The following is a 19,414-nucleotide window of genomic DNA, read 5'->3' as shown; positions in this document are numbered from 1 at the left end:
GGATCGCGGCCTTTTTTATTGCTGTCGATTAACGCAAATCAAACCGCATCCAACTCCGGTTCATCCGCTTCAACGATAACGGCAGCCTTCACCTCATCGTGACGTCGGATGTACTTCCAGTCCGCCTCGTCGATGTAGATCCCGTTCGGCCCGCTGCCGCCTTCCAGGTCGATGGCGACACTGGCGCAGACCTGCGGTTTCACACTCGCCAGGATCGGTACGAAGCCCAGTTGCAGGCTGGTTTCCAACAACGCTGCCTGGTTCTTCTCGTCGATGTCCGCTGCCTCGTCGAGGTAGTACGGCAGGCGCACGCGACCGGCCTGGTCGCGGTCCATCAAGTGCAGCAACAAGTACATGTTGGTCAGCGCTTTGATGGTCATGGTCGTACCGTTGGAAGCGGCACCATCGATGTCTGTGTGGATCACCGGCGATCCGTTGACCTTGGTGATCTCGAACGCCAGCTCGAACAAGTCCTTGAGGCCAAGCTGGTTGTGGTTCGCCGCCACCAACCGCGCAAGATACTCCTTGGCTTCTTCGTTCTTATTGTCCTGATCGGCACTTTGGCTCAGGTCGAAGACCGAAAGGGTTTCGCCTTCTTCGTACTGGCCGGCGCTGTGGATGATCTGGTCGATGTGCTTGAGCGCTTCCTTGTTCGGCGCCAGCACGATGCGGAAACTTTGCAGGTTGGAGACCTGACGCTTGTTGATCTCGCGGTTGAACAACGCCAGTTGATGCTCGAGGCTGTCGTAGTCGCTGCGGATGTTGCGCAGGGTCCGGGCAATGTCGGTAACGGCCGCACGACGCGCCTTGCCGAGGGTCAGCGCTTCGTCGGTGCGGTGTGCGTAAGCGTTGATCAGCAGTTGCAGGCGACGCTCCATATCGTCTTCGCTGTCGAACTTGGCCACGCCCTTGAGGCGGACCTGAGCGTACAGCGCCTCGATCTGACCATCGCTGCGCTGCAAACCTTGCCAGCTGTCCTGATAGTCATTGAGCAGCGGCAACAGGTTGTCCATGGAGTCGTCGATCGGGTCCATGAACGGCGTACCGAACGGCAAGTCTGCCGGCAACAGCTGACGGCGGCGCAGGGCGTCGTCGAGGGTGCGTTGCTTGGCTTCCATGTCGCCGATCTGCCGGCCGACCAATTGCAGTTTGGCCGACAGTTGCTGGACGCGTTCGGTGAAGGCGTCGCTGGAACGCTTCAACTCGTCCTGCGCCGCTTCCATCTGCGCCAGCTGTTCCAGCTTGTCGCCTTCCTCGGCGCTCAGGGTTTGCGCGCGACGAAAATCTTCCAGCGCTTTCTGCGCGTCCAGCACTTGCTGGTACAACGCTTCGGTTTGGGTCTTGCTCGCGGCGCGGTCGGCGGCCACGGCAGCTTGAGTTTTCAGTTGCTTGAGTTCTTTGTCCAGGCGCTCTTTCTGATCGCGCAATGCCGCGCGGTCAGCCAGGGCTTGCAGGGCCGGCGGCTCGATGTGCGAGATGTCGATGGACAGGCCCGGCACTTCGAAACGCTCGCCTTTGAAACCGTCGAGGATCAGTTCCATGGATTTGACCCACTGACCGTCCTCGTCCAGCGTAATGCCGTGTTCGCCCAACGGCAGGCTGAACAACGCGCTGTTGAACAAACGCATCAGGCGCTCGACATCCTGTTGCGAGAATTCCTCGCGCAGACGGGCGTAGCTGTTGTTGTCGGCGTGATCGAGTTGCTGTTTCACCGACTTCAGACGTTTTTCCAGATCTCGCAGACGCTCTTCCAGATCTTCGGCGCTGAACTGCCGCGACTGCGCCAGCGCACCGGCCAGTTCATCGTGCGCATCCTTGGCCGCGAGCAGTTGTTGCTCAAGCACTTTGACGTCATCGACCAGCGCGAAGCGATGCTTGAGCACCGACAGCTCGCCGAGCCAGCGCTGGATGCCGGAAATTTCCCGCTCCAGGCGCATCAGTTCCTGAGTGCCGCCGCGCTGATCGTTTTGCAGCGCGTCCTGTTCGTTGCGGTAGTGCTCGGCCTGAATCGTCAGCTCTTCCTTGCGCGCACTGGCGTAGTCCGACCAAGTGCCGAGCAGGGAATCGAGCAGCGGCGAGATCCGGTGCAGTTTGCCGCGCAGGATGTTGCGCTGGGTCACGCCTGCTGCGAGGGCTTCAACCAATGGGCCGGCGGTGACCAGCGAGTTGTAGTCCTGTTCCATGCGTCGTACATCGCGGAAGGCTTCTTCGCACGCGGCGATGTAATCGACGCTGCCGGAACGCAGGCTGTGTTCGAAGGCATCGAGGAACAATTGTTTGAGCTTGGCCGCGGTGATTTCGCGCATGTGCAGCAGGTTGATGAACAGGGCGCGGAAGGTCTTCAGGCTCTGCTCGCTGGTGGAACGCAGCGGGATCAGCGTCAGGTCCAGCGGAATCGAGGTGTGACCGCCGACCAGCAAACGACGCAGTTCATCCGGCTTGAGCTCATAGGCTTTCAGGCCTTCACGCTCAAGGTTGGTGAACAATTCTTTCTGACGCAGGCAGGTGTCGTTTTTCTGGTAATGGGCCAGATCCAGTTTGCCGGCGTAGGCAAAGAACTGGTGACCGAAACCACCGCCCGGGCCGCGGCCGACCACGCCAATGACGTGAGGACCGTGGGGCAGGGACACTTCGACCAGGATGTAGCTGGTGTCCGAGGCGAAGTAGAAGCGCCGGGATTGTTCCAGGCTGTACTTGCCGAAGCTCATGTCCGACATGCGCGCCAGGATCGGGAACTGCAAGGCGTTGATCGAGGCGGATTTGCCGAGGTTGTTCGCGCCGTAGACCGACAGCGGTTCTTCCAGCGGGAACAGGCCGAGGCTGTAACCGGCGGTGTTCAAAAGGGCAAAGCGGCGAATGCCGTAGCGTTCCTTGCTCATGCGTCGGTCTCCTGTTCTTCGGCAATGGCGCGGGCCAAGGCGTCTTCTTCGCTTTCTTCAGCGAAGTCGCTGAGATCGAGCGGGTCATCGGTTTCCAAAAGCTTTTCATCGCTGTCGTCATCGATCAGCACTGGCACCGGCAGAGGCAAGACGCTGTGCAGGCTGGCGGCCAGATCACGGTCTTGCTGGACCGACAGGCAGACATCGAGGAAGCGGTGCATCGGCGGCAGGAAACGGTAGATGCCGTTTTCTTCGCCGGCGAAACCGAGCTGGGTCATGCGGCGCATGATTTTTTCTTCGAGTTCTTCTACCGTCTGCACTTCGGCCTGGATAAACAGGTCGCGGTACTTTTCCAGCAACGACGGCAATTCATCACGGCCGAGGCTGCCACCGTCGAGCACTGCGACAGGGTCGCGGCCCTGATCGGCCAGATGCTCGACGAGAATGAAGGTGAACAGCGCCAGACGTTGTGCGGTCTTGTTCACCGCCGCAGCAGCAAGGTCCGGCACGAAGTAGTAGAAACCACGGGTATCGCAGACCAGTTCAAAGCCCAATGCCTTGAACAGTGTGCGGTACTGGTCCTGGAAGTTCGACAGTTGCGCGTACAGCTCCGGATCGCGGCGGCTGACGTGATAGCCCTTGAACAGCTCGCGAAAGATTGGCGCCAGCTGGGACAGTTCGTTTAGATCAAGATGCATGTGGGGTGCTCGCAGAATCCTCGGCGGTGTCGCGGGCCGAGAGCAGGGCGAAGGAGCGCAGGCTGACCTGATGCTCATGAGTGTGGTAGTCGCGGCGTTCCAGACGCTCGCGATTGAAGCGTTTTTCCCGCGACAGACGCGAGAACCAATAAAGCAATTCGTCGGTAGCGCCGTCCGGCTCCTGCTCCAGCAGCCAGCTCATCAGGTCCGGCATCGGCAGGGCGTCTTCGCAACGTTCGAGCATTTCCCGAACCGTGCGTGGCGCGCGCGGCGCTTCGCCTTTCTGCGTTTTGTGGGCCTTGGGGAAGCGCGCCGGTTTCGGCTCGAAACGGGCCAAAGCGTAAACGTAGGCTTCGACCTGACTGGCACTGCCGAGGAACGTGCTTTGCGGGCGGGTGAACATCGGCATCGCCGCTTGTGGCACCGCATCGATGCCTTTACGACGGATGGCCGACAAAGCCAGCGCCGCGCCACGGGTCACGGCGTTGTGCCGACGGGCTTCTTCACGCAGCGGCAGCAGCAGTTCGCGGGCATGACGCAGCGTCAACTGGGCGCTGGTCTGCATTTCGAGGATGCGCGCGTGGGTGCGCAGCAGCATGTCGTCATCGACCAGATGGCCGAGGCGCTGCTGCTCGGTGAGCATCTTCAGCAGCACATTCTCGACCTTGCGCACGCCTTGTTCGAAGGCGCCGTCGGCGTTCACCAGCTGAATCATCGGCTCGACGTATTCGTCCCAGGTTGCCAACACTTCGGCGTAGCGCTGACGCAGGGGAATCTGCCGGTCACTGGTCTTGGCCCGCTCGGCGACGGCCACCAGGGCCTGTTCGTCGTTGGCGAGCTTCTTCAGTACGTCCCGTACGCGCATGTCGAGCAGGCGCAACTGGCGCGCCAGGTCGTGGCCGTCGCGGATGTCGAAGGCGTCCTGGATATAACCGGCCAGGCGTTCGAGGTGGCGCAAATAGGCTTCGATCTCCAGGCACAGGCCCAGACGGTGCTCACGGCGCAGGTAAGCGAGGAAGTCGTGAATCTGCGCGTTGAGCTCGAAACGGTTCGGGCTTTTCGCCACGGGAACCAGAATGTCGAGGCGGATCCACACGTCCAGCAGGCTGGTGATGTCCTGCGGCGTACTGTCCAGTTGCTGGGCGGCCAACTGTGAACGCAGTTCGTTGAGGCTCAAGGTGCCTTGGTCGAAGTGCTCGCACAGTGGCTCCAGAAGTGCCCAGTGTTCAGCGAGGGCGCGCAAGACGCGCTTGGGTTCGATCATCGGAATGGCCGGCTGGTTGGCGATTAAAAGTCGCGATTGTACTGCATCACGCCCGTTGCGATTCACTCTCGGGACGGACTGTTGGCTTTCTATCGATCAAGCGTGGGCGATCTTGAGCGAAGGGCGGTAGAATCACCGCACTTTAGTTATCCACAAGTGGCCGACCTTTGCTTATCGAGTCCCGTCGCCGCGCTTATTTGACCGCCATGCAGGTGGTCAACTGGCTGCCGCGCACCGAATTGCCCTTTGCTGCGCCCTCGCGCCCCGAACTGCTGGAGATGCCCGAGCCGTTGGTCGTCGCGCCGGTTGCTCCGGTTGTGCCCGCGCCTGTGGCTGATTCACCCGTGGATCCGCTGGTCAAACCGGCCGAACGGGTGAAAATCGAGGTGCCACGGCCATCGCTGGCCAGCACGCGTACGAATGCCAAGGTTGAAGAAGAGGCCGCTCCGGTTGTGGCCAAGGCGCCAGTCGTGCCGCCACCGCGTTTCGCGCTGCAATTGCTGCGGGCCGGGCGTTGCCTGCTGCTGGTGGAGTTACCCACAGGCGAATCCTTCCAGACCCGCGACCCCGCCTATCTGTTGCTCAAAGACATGCTGCGCGCCGCCGGTCTGCCGGACAGCCCGCAGATCGTCGGCGAGCCGGTGCGTTGGCCGCTGTTGTCTCGGGGCACCATGGATCAAGGTCCGGAAGCGGCTCGCGACTTCGTGCAAGGTTTTCTCTCGGCCCGGCTGGAAGACGCACCGTGCGTCTGCGTGTGGCTGATCGGTCTGCCGGCGGTGCGTTTCGCCGGTGAGGCGAACGCCGAATCCTTCAACCGTGAACTTCAGGTCGAAGGCCTGGGCTCGGTCTGGGCCCTGCCGGGCCTGGAATTATTAATGGAAGAGCCACAGCGTAAGGCTGATGTCTGGCAAGCCATGCGTCGGCTGATGGCGCGTTGGAAAGAATCGAATGAGTGACGCTGTATCGTTCCGCCCGATGACCGAGGCGGACCTGGACGCTGTACTGAAAATCGAATACGCGGCTTACAGCCATCCCTGGACTCGAGGGATTTTTCTCGATGGGCTGGGTAAATATCAGATCTGGCTAATGTTTGAAGGCCAGCAGCAGGTCGGCCACGGGGTGGTGCAGATCATCCTTGATGAAGCGCATCTGCTGAACATCACCGTCAAACCGGAAAACCAGGGCCGTGGCCTCGGTTTGACGTTGCTGGAGCATTTGATGTCCCGGGCGTATGACGCCAAGGCGCGGGAGTGTTTTCTGGAAGTGCGTGACAGCAACCGTGGTGCGTTCAAGTTGTATGAGCGTTATGGGTTTAACGAGATTGGTCGGCGGCGCGATTACTACCCGGCAGTTGGCGGGCGGGAAGATGCCGTTGTAATGGCCTGCACTTTGGTGGATTGAACAGCGATCCCGTGTAGGAGCTGCCGAAGGCTGCGATCTTTTGATCTTCCTGTGTGCGACAACAAAAATCAAAAGATCGCAGCCTTCGGCAGCTCCTACATTCCGATCCTCTCAGACAGATTGATCAACGATTACCGTCCATCGGGTCCCGCCGCGCCAGTTCCTCTTCATCCAGCCCATTACCACCGCCAATGTCGTCTTCATCGACAATGCTCAAATCCCAGTCGGCCTGGCCACCTTCACCCGCTTCGTGGGCGTCCCGGGCGCCGTCTTCACGGATCAGGGTTTCCGGGCTCATGTCGTCGTCGGTGGACTCATGGTCATCGGTCGAGGCCCCGGTCATGCCGGCTTCACGTACGCGTTCCCGAGGCATCAGGCGTTCACGCTCCGTTTGCGTCAGCTCGTCGCCGATTTTGGCGCTGGGTTCTTCCTCATCGAAATCCAGCTCATGCATCGAGCCCATGCGGTCTTCGTCGTCATCGATGGGCTCGGGTTGCACCGCATCGTACGGACGTCGTGATTCAGTCATGGTAATTCCTCATACTGTAGGCCTTACTAGGGTGGACCCCCTGGGCTGCTGAGAATTCCTCCGGCATGGAAAACCGGGTTTCTGCATCTGGCGCGTGACCCCGACAGAAGGTTGTCTGTCATAGAAGCGCATCATTCTCGAGGCTTCATTGCATGAACGAATTACAAGATCTGATTGATAACAACGAGCGTTGGGCTGACGCGATCACCAAAGAAGATCCTGATTTCTTCGCCAAGCTGGCCCGTCAGCAAACCCCGGAATACCTGTGGATCGGTTGCTCCGACGCCCGGGTGCCGGCGAACGAGATCGTCGGCATGCTGCCCGGCGATCTGTTTGTACACCGCAACGTGGCCAACGTGGTGCTGCACACCGACCTCAACTGCCTGTCGGTGATTCAGTACGCGGTCGACGTGCTGAAGGTCAAACACATCCTCGTTACCGGCCACTATGGCTGCGGCGGCGTGCGCGCCTCGATGCAGGACCGTCAGTTGGGCCTGATCGACGGCTGGCTGCGCTCGATTCGCGATCTCTATTATGAAAAACGCGAAGAACTCGCCAAATTGCCCACTGAAGAAGAGCGGGTCGACCGCCTCTGCGAATACAACGTGATCCAGCAAGTGGCCAACGTCGGGCACACCAGCATTGTGCAAAATGCCTGGCACCGCGGGCAGAGTCTGTCTGTTCACGGCTGCATCTATGGCATCAAGGACGGTCGCTGGAAAAGCCTGAACGCCACCATCAGCGGTTTCGAGCAATTGCCGCCGCAATACCGTCTGCGTCCGGTCGACGCGTTGTAACGCCCTTCAGCATAGACTTCGCCGGCGCCAGTGCTGCAGAAACAACTGGCCGTCGGCGTTCGGCGGTTCATCGTAGCCGGTGATCCAGCCTCGGCAGTCGAACGAGCCGCACTGGCAGGCGAACTGACGCAAGAGTTTGTCTTCAGTGGAAGCGTAGTCCATCGTTAGTCGGTCGCCTTTTTTGATGTCCTTCAGCGCCCACAGCCACAGCTCGCTCATGTCGAGAAATACGTTTGGGTCGCAGGAGTGTCGCAGCAGCCCGCAGAAGCGCGGGTCGTAGACATGGATGCCAGGGGCCAGTTGCCGGGTATGCCGGCACCGATAAGGCAGCAGATGCCCCGAAGCCCGACAAATTCGGCTGATGCGTGGAAATTCCCGAAGGACTGCGACGGCTGCCGCCGATCCATTGGTGTTGTCGATAATCTCGAAGTCGGCCCTGGAGGGGAATCCAAGGCGAACGGGCAGCTCCGCAAATGGATAAATCCCATCGGGAGGTTTTGCGAGCGTCTCGTGCAGGGCGTGGGTTTTCATAACGATCCTTGTTGGCTGGGTGCTGCGACCTCCCTCAGCTGACGATCCTGTCAGCTCTGCAGCACATGGGTGCGATTCAAGCCTCTCGCAAATGAAACGGCGGATCTACTGTCAGTTATGACAGTAGATCCGCCGTTCATCGTTTTACAGGGGCGGGACAGGAATCGCCGTCTCGGGTACCGGAGCTTTCAGCTGTTTGAGCTGAGATTTGATCGGTGCCGTCGCGCACTTGGCCACGGCTTTTTCAGGCGTCAGGTTGCGGATCGAGGTATAGAACAGCTCGCAGGTTTTATCTGCCTGGGCCACTTGCCAGGTTTGGGTGCAGCTTCTCAGTTCAATGTCGGGATTACTGTCCGGTTGGCGGCCCATGGCGGCCTGCCAGCACGCGGCACTCAAATCCTGCCCCATGACTTTAAGGCCCGCCGCGTCGGCCTTGGCCTGGGCATCTTTGCCGGTATAGCTTTCCGGGTCGGCGGCGTACCAAATGTAGCTTGGGTGGTTGGAACCCAGCACTGGCACTTTCACCCCGTCGCTCGGACTGATGCTGACCAAGCCCAGCACGTTCACGGTCGGCCCGTATTGCTGCTTGATCCAGTTACGCACCGGCGCGCCGAAGGCGACCATCGGCAACGCCTCACCACTGGCGTTCTGGCTGAGTTGCTTGACCATGGTGGTCTGGTAGTCCTTGAAGTAGTCGTAGACGCCTTCCAGATCCTTGCCGGCGTTGGACGGTGCGGCAATCGGTGCGATGTCGATGATGGTCTGGTAGCCCGGAGTCTGCTCGGCCGCAATTCCGTTGATAGTCAGCAGTGTGGCCCAGCGATCGGTAGTGGCGGATCGCAGGTAATCCTGGGCCTGGGTCAACGAATAGTCGGGTGGGAAGTGCAACAGTTCAACGCTTTTACGGTTTTCCAGAGCCATGCCCAGTGGCAGGAACAGATACCAGCTGTAAGCCCACTTGCCATCGGCATTCAGCTTGCTGGCGCCGGTATAGGCCAGATCACCGGCATCGAGTAACGCCGCCAACGGTTTTTCATAGCCGTGGGGGACGCCGCTGATTTCGGCGTAGAGCTGATGGTTATCGGTTTTGACCAGCACTTTCGCCGCGCTGTAACCATCGCGCTGCACGCTTTGGGTCAGGTAATGCTCGACCGTTTGCTCCAGCGTCCAGTTGCGAAAGCAGATCACGTTGCAGTTGTTGGGATAGGCGAACAGGCGGGTGACGCGTTCGGTACTGCCCAGCTTCAGGTCGACATCGGCATGGGCGGCGGCACTCAGGGTGAGGGCCGCGAGGGTGAATGCTGCGAATTTGAACATGCTCAGATCCTTTTCAGCGTGTGGGGCCTCGTAGGCGGGGCGCATACATACTGAAACAGACTAGACCGAACAAGAAGTAGGGGCCGATAGATATATCGGCCCTTTTTTACATTAAGGCATCACCGGCGCCGTATACGTCAGCGTCGTCCCCAGCGCCCACAGCAGAAACAGCACCAGCGGCGTGTGCACCAAAAGTTGCACGAACGAAAACCCGATCAAGTCCCGCGCCTTCAACCCGAGCACACCCAGCAGCGGCAGCATGTAGAACGGGTTGATCAGGTTCGGCAGCGCTTCGGCGGCGTTGTAGATCTGCACGGCCCAGCCCAAGTGGTAGTTCAGGTCGGTGGCCACTTGCATGACGTACGGCGCTTCGATGATCCATTTGCCCCCGCCGGACGGGATGAAGAAACCGAGGATCGCCGAGTACACGCCCATCAGCAGCGCGTAGGTGTCGTGGGACGCGATTTGTACGAAAAAGGTCGAGATGTGGTGAGCCAGCGTCTGAGCGTCAGTGCCTTTGACGGTAGTCATCAGCGCCGCGATCGAGCCGTACAGCGGGAACTGAATCAGTACGCCCGTGGTGGTCGGTACCGCGCGGGACACCGCGTCAAGGAAGCTGCGCGGGCGCCAGTGCAGCAGGGCACCGAGCATGATGAACAGGAAGTTGTAGGTGTTCAGCCCGGAAATCGCACTGATCGCCGGTTTGGTCGAGAACTCATGGAACAGCCATCCGGCCGCCAGCAGCACCAGCAAAATCGTCAGCAGCGGACTGTGCTCCAGCCATTCGCCGGGGCGCGTGCGCGGTTGCAATGGCGGCAGGTTAAAGCTCGGATCGATGCCGCAGGCTTTTGCATCACGGGCCGAGTTCGGGCCGGGTGCAGTGGCGTAGGCAATGATCAGCGAGATCACGATCAGTGCCAGCAACATCACGCCGGATTGCCAGAGAAAGATCGTTTGCGTGAAAGGAATCACCCCGGTGATCGACAGAATCGACGGCGGCAGGCTGGCCGGGTTGGCCTGCAATTGCGCGGCGGACGAGGACAGGCCCAAGGCCCACACCGCGCCGAGACCCAGATAGGCGGCAGCACCGGCCGCACGGTAGTCCATTTTCAGATCGGTACGGCGGGCGAGGGCGCGCACCAGCAAACCGCCAAACACCAGCGACAGCCCCCAGTTCAGCAGCGAAGCGACCATGGAGATCAACGCAACCCAGGCCACGGCCGAGCGGCCGTTTTTCGGGATCCGCGCCAGCCGGTCGATCAGTTTCACCGCCGGTGGCGAGCTGGCGACCACATAACCGCCGATCACCACGAAAGCCATCTGCATGGTGAACGGGATCAGGCTCCAGAAGCCGTCACCGAAGGCCATGGCGGCGTCGGTGGGTTTGGCGCCCATGAACAGGGTGGCCACGGCGACAATAATCACCGCCAGTGCGGCAAACACCCAGGAGTCGGGGAACCAGCGTTCGGCAAAACTTGAGCAGCGCAGGGCAAAGCGGGCGGAGCGGGTATCTTCGATATCAGCGGCCACGGGTGTACCTCGAATTTTTATGTTTGTTGTGGTCTTCAGGACCGTAAAGGCCCGTCTAGACAGGTGGCAACAGTAAAACAATCGGTTCTATTTTGTGTTGAAGTTTTACGCGTCTAGGACTTTGGTCTAACGGGTTGTCCGTTGGCGTGTTTGCGTAGACCATGGGCGCCTTGGTTTTTTGCCTATGCCAGAGTTCTTTTCATGACCGCCAACATCCACTCGCGCCCAGCGCCGTTCACCCGCTCGGATTACAAGACCCTCGGTCTTGCGGCCCTTGGCGGCGCGCTGGAAATCTACGATTTCATCATTTTCGTATTTTTCGCCCTGACCCTCAGCCAGCTGTTTTTCCCGCCTGAAATGCCTGAGTGGTTGCGACTGCTGCAAAGCTTCGGGATCTTCGCTACCGGTTATTTGGCGCGGCCGTTGGGCGGGATTCTGATGGCGCATTTCGCCGACCGATTGGGCCGCAAGAAGGTCTTCAGCCTGAGCATCCTGATGATGGCGCTGCCGTGCCTGCTGATCGGCATCATGCCGACCTACGCCCAAATCGGTTATTTCGCACCGCTGCTGCTGTTGGCCCTGCGAATCCTTCAGGGCGCGGCGGTGGGCGGCGAAGTGCCGAGCGCCTGGGTATTCGTCGCCGAGCATGCACCCGTCGGGCATCGCGGTTATGCCCTCGGTTTCCTGCAGGCCGGGCTGACGTTTGGTTATCTGATCGGCGCCCTGACGGCGACTTTTCTGGCTCAGGCGTTCACCCCGGCAGAAATCCTTGATTACGCCTGGCGTTACCCGTTCCTGCTGGGCGGCGTGTTTGGCGTAATCGGTGTCTGGCTACGTCGTTGGCTCAGCGAAACCCCGGTATTCATGGCCATGCAGGCACAACGTGCTGCAGCCGTCGAATTGCCGCTGCGCACGGTCTTGCGTGAACACCGTCTGGCCATGCTGCCGGCGATGATCCTCACCTGCGTACTGACCTCGGCGGTGGTGGTGTTCGTGGTGATCACCCCGACCATGATGCAGAAAACCTTCGGTATGACCGCCAGTCACACCTTCGCCCTGAGTGCCTTGGGCATTGTCTTTCTGAATATCGGCTGCGTACTCGCCGGGTTGCTGGTCGACCGCATTGGCGCCTGGCGCACGGTGATGCTCTATAGCCTGCTGCTGCCACTGGGCATCGGCCTGCTCTATACCTGCCTGATCATCGGTGGCAGCTGGATCGGTCTGGCGTATGCGGTGGCCGGCCTTGGTTGTGGGGTGGTCGGCGCGGTGCCGTCGGTGATGGTCAGCCTGTTCCCGGCGCGGATTCGTGTCTCGGGGATTTCCTTCACTTACAACATCGCCTACGCCGTCTGGGCGAGTATCACACCGTTGTTGCTGATCGGTCTGATGCCGTGGAGCCCATGGATCTGCGTGATCTTCTGCGCGGTGATGGGGGCTGTGGGGGTGAGCAGTGCCGCATACTTCGGGACGCGGATGCCAAGAGTTGGCAGTTGCTCGACTGCTGGCGCGATGTAATCAAAGGCAGCACCGTACGTGTAGCAACTATTTTTGTAGGACAACCCTGAAACACTCTTCAGAAATTGTCCCCAAGGCCGATGGTTAGGCTGCATACCGCTTTCTATCCCTGTCCATCGGTGTATCCCCATGTTCAACAAACGCTTGAAGCAGGAGCTGTCGGCTCTTCGCGAAGAACTCTCCAGCCTCCAGCAAGTGAAGGAAAGTCTGGAAAGCGAGATGCTGGTCCTGACCCTCGATGCCGATGGGCGGATTCAGTCGGTCAACCAGAACTTCATCGGCGAGATGCTCTACAAAAGCAGCGACCTGATAGGGCGACACATCGAAGACATCGTCCCGGCCCATGTGAAGTCGGACGAATTCCACCAGCGCTTCAAGGTCGCGTTGACCCGTGGCGAGCACTTTGCCGGCACGGTGCGTTTGTTGCGCGGCAATGGTCAGGAAGCCTGGCTGCGCTCGATCGTACAGCCGGTTCGGTCCGCGGTCGGCCAGATCAAGAACTTCTCGATTTATTCCAGCGACCTGACCCGCACCATCGAAGCGTCTCGTGAGCATGAGAACCTGATCGGCGCGCTTGTGCGCTCCACGGCAGTGATCGAGTTCGACCTCAATGGCAACGTGCTGGCGGCCAACGACCGGTTCCTCAGCGGCATGGGTTACAGCCTGGCGCAGATCAAGGGCAAACATCACCGCATGTTCTGCGAACCCGAGGAATACAACAGCGCCGGGTATCAGGACTTCTGGCACCGCTTGAATGCAGGCGAGTTCTTCGCCGAGCGTTTCAAGCGCATCGACAGCCACGGTCGCGTGGTCTGGCTGGAGGCTTCCTACAACCCGGTGGTCGATGCCAACAACAAGCTCTACAAAGTGGTGAAGTTCGCCACGGTGATTACCGATCAAGTCAATCAGGAGCAAGCCGTCGCCGAAGCGGCCAACATTGCCTACAGCACCTCGCAGCAAACCGACAGCAGCGCTCAGCGCGGTAACGCTGTGGTGACTCAGGCGGTCAACGTGATGCGTGACCTTGCCAGGCACATGCAGACCGCCGGCGAAGGCATCGAAGCGCTGAACGAGCAGTCGCTGGTGATCGGCACCATCGTCAAAACCATCAGCGGGATTGCCGAACAGACCAACCTGCTGGCGCTCAACGCGGCCATCGAAGCCGCTCGGGCCGGTGAACAGGGGCGTGGTTTCGCGGTGGTGGCGGACGAGGTCCGGCAATTGGCGTCGCGCACCAGCCAGGCAACCGATGAGATTGTCGGCGTAGTGCGTCAGAACCAGGACATGGCGCGCAACGCCGTGGCGCTGATGACCGAGGGCAAACTCCAGGCTGAACAGGGGCTGGCGCTGGCGGCAGAGGCGGGGACGGTGATTGTCGAGATTCAGGACGGCGCACAGAAAGTGGTGAACGCAGTCGGGCAGTTTGCCAATCAGTTGACGACTTGATGCCTGCCATCGCGGTGTAAATCGCTACAATCGGCGTTTTTCCCAGGAGCAGCCATCATGAGCGTTTCTCACCGCCGTCCGGTTCCCTTGACCAAGGCGTATCGTCTGCTCAATCACGGCCCGACCGTGTTGGTCAGCGCGGCCCATGACGGTCAGCGCAACATCATGGCGGCGGCCTGGGCCATGCCGCTGGATTTCGAGCCGCCGAAAATTGCCGTGGTGCTGGACAAGTCCACCTGGACACGGCAATTGCTGGAGGCGTCGGGCACGTTTGTGCTGAATGTTCCCTGCGCCGCCCAGGCCGATATCGTCCAGACCGTGGGTTCGACGTCCGGCCTGGAATTGACCCGGGACCAAGGTCGGGACAAGTTTCAGGTCTATGACTTGCCGACCTTCAGCGCTGAATTGATCGATGCGCCGATGCTCGAAGGCTGCGTCGCCTGGCTGGAATGCCGACTGCTGCCGGAACCCGGCAATCACCAGCAATACGACCTGTTCCTGGCCGAAGTGATTGCCGCTCAGGCAGACGAGCGGGTGTTCAGTGACGGTCGCTGGCACTTCGAAGGGCAAGACGCGTTGCGCACCTTGCACCATGTGGCAGGCGGGCATTTCCTGAAAATCGGCGATCCAGTGGACGGCAAAACCTTGCAGCCGTAAGCAGCCGGCCTTTCACACCCAGACGTCATTCTGCGCCGTGCGCTCGCCACCTTCGTTACCCGTATTCAACACACCCTTGGGTTCGATCAGCAGGAGTTTCACCTCCTGCTCGGCGAACGGTTTGTGCTCGACACCTTTTGACACCACATACATTTCGCCGGCGTTCACCAGCACGTGGCCATCGCGAAAGTCGATGCGCAGTTGCCCTTCGAGCACGATGAACGTTTCGTCGGTATCAGGGTGATCGTGCCAGATGAAATCCCCCAGCAGCTTCACCACCTTGAACTGGTAGTCGTTCATTTCGGCGATGACCCGAGGCGTCCAGTACGGGCCGATCCTGGAGATTTTTTCAGCGAAGTTCAGGCTTTCGTAAGCGTTCATGAAGCAGCTCTCATGGTTGATCGTGCATCCACGATAGCCGGCACATCAGCGTGCTTCTTGAACGATTGTGCGTGGCTCAGCGGCGGTGCATTTTCATCCAGCGGGCTGGCGACAGGCCGTAGGTTTTACTGAACTGCCGGGTCATGTGACTCTGATCGGTGAAGCCGGCGATCAGCGCAGCGCTGACCAGTGACTGGCCCTGAATCAGCAGCGAGCGGACCAGGTCGAGGCGGCGCATGGTCAGGTATCGATAAGGGCTGGTGCCGAACAACAGACGAAAATCCCGTGACAGACTCCAGCGATCGCGACCGCTGTGTTGCGCCAGTTCTTCCAGCGTCACAGTGCGATCCAGTGCGCTGTGGATGAATTCCCGCGCGCGTTCGGCGGCCACGTAGTCGAAACTCTGGCGGCTGGCAGGCACTCCGGAAACGCTGTTCAAGGCTTGCGCCAGATCGAACAACGCATCCTGCTCTTCAAGAGGCTCGAGGGGGCAATCGAGGCTTCGCAGCAGCTCGGCGGTGGCGGCGAACAAACGAGGGTCGTTCGACAGGCCGGTCTTGATAAACGGCAACGGCTGGCCGCCGAGCATCTGCTGGATCAGTGCCGGTTCGATGTACATCATTCGGTACTGGAAACCGGTCTCGGTGCCGGCTTCGCCATCGTGAACTTCGTCCGGGTGCAGCACTATGGTCCCGCCCGGCAGACTGTGGCGCCAGCCACTGCGGTACTGAAAACTCTGCACACCGGCCAGGGTATGGCCGATGGCGTAGGTGTCGTGGCGGTGAAGGTCGTAGCCGTGGCCTGCAAAAAAAAACTCGAAACGCTGAAGCCCGCCGACGTCGGGTGCGCGGTGGAACCAGTCGATGGGGGGCGTGTGCTTGGCCATGGTGTGTTGCCTTGAACTCGATGCTGGACACGTTACCCCACTGACCAACCGCCTGTCTGCTGCCGATCGAATCACCCGGCTGGTAGAAAATCCCGGACTAATGTTGCAAGGTGTTGCATATTTTTTAAGCCAAGAAGGCGCCCTACATCATGGAAATATCCCACCTGAGCTATGCCGCTCCGTTGTTGTCGTTGGCGCTGTTGTGGACGGTTGCGGTGGTGACGCCGGGACCGAACTTCTTCAACACCGCACAACTGGCTGCCAGTTGCTCCCGGCGCCACGGTGTCGTCGCCGCACTCGGCGTGGCCACGGGCACGGTGCTTTGGGGATTGGCGGGTGGCTTGGGCATCAAGTCGCTGTTCAGCGCTGCGCCGACGCTCTATCTGAGCTTCAAGATTGCCGGCGGTTGTTACCTGATTTATCTGGGATTGAAGCAGTTCAAGCGCAATCCACCGAGTGTGCCGGGTGATAGCGGCTCGCTGAATGGCGCAGGACGCACGCTGCTATCGGCTTATGGCCGGGGCTTTGTGGGCAACATGACCAATCCCAAGGCCGCGCTATTCGTCGCAACGATTTTCGCCACGGCCATGCCGGCTTCACCGCCACCAATGTTGCTGGCGCTGGCCGTGCTGACCATGGCGACCTTGTCATTCAGTTGGTATTGCAGCGTGGCGCTGCTGTTCGCCAGCCGGCGGGTCGCGGGTGCTTATGATTGTTCGCGTAAATGGCTGGATCGCTTCGCTGGCAGCTGCTATCTGCTGTTCGGCGCGCATCTGGTGGCCAATCGTTAAGGAGTTCTGAATGAGCAAACTGCGGGTAGGCATTATTTTTGGCGGTCGTTCGGCTGAACATGAAGTGTCGTTGCAATCGGCGAAAAACATCGTCGATGCGCTGGATCGTTCGCGCTTTGAGCCGGTGCTGATCGGCATCGATAAACAAGGCCACTGGCATCTGAACGACCCTTCGAACTTCCTGCTCAATCAGGAGAACCCGGCCCTGATTGCTCTTAACCAGTCCAACCGTGAACTGGCCGTCGTGCCGGGTAAGGTCAGTCAACAATTGGTGGAAACCTCCAGTCAGGAAATGCTGGGACACGTCGACGTGATCTTTCCGATCGTCCACGGCACCCTGGGTGAGGACGGTTGCCTGCAAGGTTTGCTGCGCATGGCCGATCTGCCGTTTGTCGGCTCCGACGTGCTCGGTTCGGCCGTCTGCATGGACAAGGACATCAGCAAGCGACTGCTGCGTGACGCCGGGTTGGCGGTCACGCCGTTCGTCACCCTGACCCGCGCCACCGCGGCGCGCACCGGGTTCGCGGAGGTGCAAGGCAAACTCGGTCTGCCACTGTTCGTCAAACCGGCCAACCAGGGATCTTCCGTGGGCGTGAGCAAGGTGAATGACGAAGCCGAGTACGCGGCGGCAATAGAACTGGCGCTGGGTTTCGATGAGAAAGTTTTGGTCGAGTCCGCCGTCAGCGGCCGCGAGATTGAATGCGCCGTGCTCGGCAACGAAGACGCCATCGCCAGCGGTTGCGGCGAGATCGTGGTGCGCAGCGGGTTCTATTCCTACGACAGCAAATACATCGACGCTCAAGCGGCGGAAGTGGTGGTCCCGGCAAACATCAGCCTCGAGGCCAGTGAACGCATTCGTGCCCTGGCCGTCGAGGCGTTTCAGGTGCTGGGCTGTTCCGGGCTGGCGCGGGTCGATGTGTTCCTGACCGAGAGTGGCGAAGTGCTGATCAATGAGATCAACTCGTTGCCCGGATTCACCCGCATCAGCATGTACCCCAAGTTATGGCAGGCCACCGGTATGACTTACAGCGAGCTGGTCAGCCGTTTGATCGAACTGGCGCTGGAGAAGCATCACGCGCGACAGGCGCTGAAGATCTCTCGCTAGGTTCAATACAACAATAATTATTCGAGGAGCACGTCATGAAAGTCAGCGCACGTAACGTATTCAAAGGCACCATCAGTCAATTACAGCCCGGTGCGGTCAACGCCGAAGTCTCACTGAAACTGTCGGGCGGCAATGAACTGGTGGCCGTGGTGACCATGGAAAGCGTGAAAAACCTCGGCCTGGCGGTCGGCAAGGAAGCGGTCGCGCTGGTGAAGGCGCCGTGGGTCATGTTGATGACCGAATCCAGCGACATTCGCCTGTCGGCGCGCAACTGCCTTGAAGGCAAAGTCACCAGTGTCATCGATGGTGCGGTGAACTCCGAAGTGGTCATCCAGCTCGACGGCGGCACCGAAGTCTATTCGATCGTGACACGCCAGGCTGTGGCAGAACTGGGCCTGGCACCGGGCGTGAGTGCGACGGCGGTGATCAAGGCGTCGCATATCATTTTGGGTGTGCCGGCTTGATACGCCTTCAAGGGTTTTCCAGCGGCTCGGGGATAAAACCTTGTTCTCTAAGCCCCTTTATGACACCTCGGATCAGGTAGTTATTTGAAAATCCGATGGTGTACTGCCTTGCTCCTTCGCTGATAGGGAGGAGCATTCCTTGGCTCACCAGTTTTTTGATCAAGTAGGTGCGTTGACTAGCTGACAGGTCCGGCAGTGCACGGGCGAGATCTGCAGACTTAACAACGCCTTCATTGATCGCTATATCCAGCACATCTTTTTCTGTTTTGGTAATCCACTCACGCTGGCGAGCGAATGTAACGGCAGGCATGAGAATTGAGTGTTTGAGGTAGGCGTAGTCGGTAAGTCGATCAACCTTGGCAATCTCATCCTTCACACCTTCCAGCACATAAATACACCACGCTTCGAGACTTGCTTTCGTGCCGGTGTCAGCCACACCTAGCATTGCGTAATAGCGTTCGCGATCGTTACAGAAAACGGCTGTGGGATTCAGCACCCTCCCGCCTGTGTTGACGTTGAATCCGTATTTCATCAAGAGTGCGTAAGTGAGTAGTCTCACTACGCGGCCGTTACCGTTTCCAAAAGGGTGAATCCATCCGAATCGATGGTGCGCCAAGGCGACTTTCATCAGATCGTATTTTGGCAAGTCATCATGGTTCACAAAGGCAACCAGCTCTTGCATGTACCCCGGTATCTGAACTGCTTCCGGCGGAAGGTGCTCCGACTGTGCGATACGTACTGGCGTTTGACGATAGGCGCCTGGAGTTCGGTCGCCTTCACGCTGTAGTTCCTGGACGGTCATCGCATGAATTTCGCGAATGGTCCGTTCGGTCAGACGTTCACCTGGCTGCATGACTTCTTCGATATAGCTCATGGCCTTTTCGATGTTGGCAACTTCACGCAGTTGGTCGCTATCCGTTGCCTTTCCCTCGATTTTGTTGTCCAGGTAGTCGGCCAAGGTTGTGTGGTTACCCTCAATCCGCGCTGACCCCAGGCTTTCCAATGTGTGGAAAATTGCCTTGAGCTGGAAAAATACCGGAGCTGGAGTATCGCCTTCAAGTCGGAGCCGTCGTAGGTGTTCCAGCTCACTCAATACGTCCACCAACGGGGAGTCGAAAGTTGGATTCAGGAGCTGGAGTTCATGATGGGCAAATTCAGGCATATGGGGTTTATCTCTGACGCCGAGGGGAGTTATCTCTAATGAGGCCCTCAACAGGCCCTAT

General features: G+C 59.5%; 19 protein-coding genes and 1 pseudogene. 10 read left to right on the top strand and 10 right to left on the bottom strand.

Translation table 11 applies throughout. From position 1 onward, the window contains the following. Positions 1 to 38: 38 nt before the first annotated feature. The 3 genes from mksF to mksB are packed head-to-tail and all read right to left on the bottom strand — an operon-like array spanning position 39 to position 4,841. Positions 39 to 2,879, bottom strand: coding sequence for an Mks condensin complex protein MksF (gene mksF / locus VD17_RS08670; RefSeq protein WP_046053477.1), 2,841 nt, complete (start codon positions 2,877 to 2,879; stop codon positions 39 to 41). Continuing rightward, complete coding sequence (mksE, locus tag VD17_RS08665; RefSeq protein WP_046053476.1) at positions 2,876 to 3,577, bottom strand: Mks condensin complex protein MksE; 702 nt, start codon at positions 3,575 to 3,577, stop codon at positions 2,876 to 2,878. Before mksE ends, mksF begins: the two co-directional genes overlap by 4 nt. Next, a complete protein-coding gene (gene mksB, locus VD17_RS08660) occupies positions 3,567 to 4,841 on the bottom strand; it encodes an Mks condensin complex protein MksB (protein ID WP_046053484.1) in 1,275 nt (424 codons plus the stop codon). Before mksB ends, mksE begins: the two co-directional genes overlap by 11 nt. A gap of 206 nt (positions 4,842 to 5,047) precedes the next feature. Here mksB and VD17_RS08655 point away from each other — a divergent pair, with 206 nt between their 5' ends. Together VD17_RS08655 and rimI are read left to right on the top strand one after the other, a co-directional pair. Next, entirely contained in the window at positions 5,048 to 5,797 is a 750-nt protein-coding gene (locus VD17_RS08655) for a hypothetical protein (protein WP_046053475.1), read from the top strand. After that, positions 5,790 to 6,242 carry a ribosomal protein S18-alanine N-acetyltransferase gene (gene rimI, locus VD17_RS08650; protein WP_008145534.1) on the top strand — a complete coding sequence of 151 codons (453 nt, stop codon included), beginning with the start codon at positions 5,790 to 5,792 and terminating at the stop codon, positions 6,240 to 6,242. Before VD17_RS08655 ends, rimI begins: the two co-directional genes overlap by 8 nt. 124 nt (positions 6,243 to 6,366) lie before the next feature. On the opposite strand, the gene VD17_RS08645 is transcribed toward rimI, so the two are convergent. After that, the gene (locus tag VD17_RS08645; protein ID WP_046053474.1) at positions 6,367 to 6,771 is read right to left on the bottom strand and encodes a hypothetical protein; all 405 of its coding nucleotides are present in this window, start codon (positions 6,769 to 6,771) and stop codon (positions 6,367 to 6,369) included. Between the two features lie 152 nt (positions 6,772 to 6,923). Between VD17_RS08645 and can the strand changes: the two genes are divergently transcribed. After that, positions 6,924 to 7,568, top strand: a complete 645-nt coding sequence (can, locus tag VD17_RS08640; RefSeq protein WP_046053473.1) for a carbonate dehydratase — start codon at positions 6,924 to 6,926, stop codon at positions 7,566 to 7,568. A gap of 6 nt (positions 7,569 to 7,574) precedes the next feature. Here the strand turns inward: can and VD17_RS08635 are convergent, their stop codons facing one another. The 3 genes from VD17_RS08635 to VD17_RS08625 form a co-directional block, all read right to left on the bottom strand. After that, positions 7,575 to 8,099, bottom strand: a complete 525-nt coding sequence (locus VD17_RS08635) for an SET domain-containing protein-lysine N-methyltransferase (RefSeq protein WP_046053472.1) — start codon at positions 8,097 to 8,099, stop codon at positions 7,575 to 7,577. 144 nt (positions 8,100 to 8,243) lie between these two features. Further along, a complete protein-coding gene (locus tag VD17_RS08630; protein ID WP_046053471.1) occupies positions 8,244 to 9,416 on the bottom strand; it encodes a hypothetical protein in 1,173 nt (390 codons plus the stop codon). 111 nt (positions 9,417 to 9,527) lie between these two features. After that, a complete protein-coding gene (locus tag VD17_RS08625) occupies positions 9,528 to 10,946 on the bottom strand; it encodes a short-chain fatty acid transporter (protein WP_033061219.1) in 1,419 nt (472 codons plus the stop codon). Between the two features lie 201 nt (positions 10,947 to 11,147). Here VD17_RS08625 and VD17_RS08620 point away from each other — a divergent pair, with 201 nt between their 5' ends. The 4 genes and pseudogenes from VD17_RS08620 to VD17_RS08610 all read left to right on the top strand — a co-directional run bounded on the left by VD17_RS08620 (position 11,148) and on the right by VD17_RS08610 (position 14,564). Continuing rightward, positions 11,148 to 12,461: an MFS transporter gene (locus tag VD17_RS08620; RefSeq protein WP_046053470.1), complete on the top strand. Its 1,314-nt coding sequence runs from the start codon at positions 11,148 to 11,150 to the stop codon at positions 12,459 to 12,461. A 129-nt stretch (positions 12,462 to 12,590) separates the two neighbouring features. Next, a pseudogene (locus tag VD17_RS33080) lies at positions 12,591 to 13,319 on the top strand (PAS domain-containing protein); the annotation flags it as partial. Further along, complete coding sequence (locus tag VD17_RS33075; RefSeq protein ID WP_259674544.1) at positions 13,299 to 13,907, top strand: methyl-accepting chemotaxis protein; 609 nt, start codon at positions 13,299 to 13,301, stop codon at positions 13,905 to 13,907. The pseudogene VD17_RS33080 and the gene VD17_RS33075, both read left to right, overlap by 21 nt. Before the next feature lie 57 nt (positions 13,908 to 13,964). After that, on the top strand, positions 13,965 to 14,564 hold the full coding sequence (locus VD17_RS08610; protein ID WP_046053468.1) for a flavin reductase family protein: 600 nt from the start codon (positions 13,965 to 13,967) through the stop codon (positions 14,562 to 14,564). A 12-nt stretch (positions 14,565 to 14,576) separates the two neighbouring features. Here the strand turns inward: VD17_RS08610 and VD17_RS08605 are convergent, their stop codons facing one another. Together VD17_RS08605 and VD17_RS08600 are read right to left on the bottom strand one after the other, a co-directional pair. Continuing rightward, complete coding sequence (locus VD17_RS08605) at positions 14,577 to 14,945, bottom strand: cupin domain-containing protein (protein ID WP_046053467.1); 369 nt, start codon at positions 14,943 to 14,945, stop codon at positions 14,577 to 14,579. Between the two features lie 76 nt (positions 14,946 to 15,021). Continuing rightward, entirely contained in the window at positions 15,022 to 15,831 is an 810-nt protein-coding gene (locus VD17_RS08600) for an AraC family transcriptional regulator (protein WP_046053466.1), read from the bottom strand. Positions 15,832 to 15,980: 149 nt separating this feature from the next. Between VD17_RS08600 and VD17_RS08595 the strand changes: the two genes are divergently transcribed. Genes VD17_RS08595 through VD17_RS08585 form a run of 3 tightly spaced genes read left to right on the top strand, consistent with a single transcriptional unit; the run spans position 15,981 to position 18,191 of the window. Continuing rightward, positions 15,981 to 16,622 carry a LysE family translocator gene (locus VD17_RS08595; RefSeq protein ID WP_046053465.1) on the top strand — a complete coding sequence of 214 codons (642 nt, stop codon included), beginning with the start codon at positions 15,981 to 15,983 and terminating at the stop codon, positions 16,620 to 16,622. A 10-nt stretch (positions 16,623 to 16,632) separates the two neighbouring features. Continuing rightward, positions 16,633 to 17,727, top strand: a complete 1,095-nt coding sequence (ddlA, locus tag VD17_RS08590; RefSeq protein ID WP_046053464.1) for a D-alanine--D-alanine ligase — start codon at positions 16,633 to 16,635, stop codon at positions 17,725 to 17,727. Positions 17,728 to 17,762: 35 nt separating this feature from the next. Next, entirely contained in the window at positions 17,763 to 18,191 is a 429-nt protein-coding gene (locus VD17_RS08585) for a TOBE domain-containing protein (protein WP_033061233.1), read from the top strand. 7 nt (positions 18,192 to 18,198) lie between these two features. On the opposite strand, the gene VD17_RS08580 is transcribed toward VD17_RS08585, so the two are convergent. Next, a complete protein-coding gene (locus VD17_RS08580) occupies positions 18,199 to 19,353 on the bottom strand; it encodes a Fic family protein (RefSeq protein ID WP_046053463.1) in 1,155 nt (384 codons plus the stop codon). Positions 19,354 to 19,414: the final 61 nt, after the last annotated feature.

This window comes from Pseudomonas fluorescens, from assembly GCF_000968015.1.
In the GTDB taxonomy this organism is placed as follows: domain Bacteria; phylum Pseudomonadota; class Gammaproteobacteria; order Pseudomonadales; family Pseudomonadaceae; genus Aquipseudomonas; species Aquipseudomonas fluorescens_W.
Note: the sequence above shows the minus strand (reverse complement) of the source record. Positions and strands in the feature narration are given on the sequence as shown.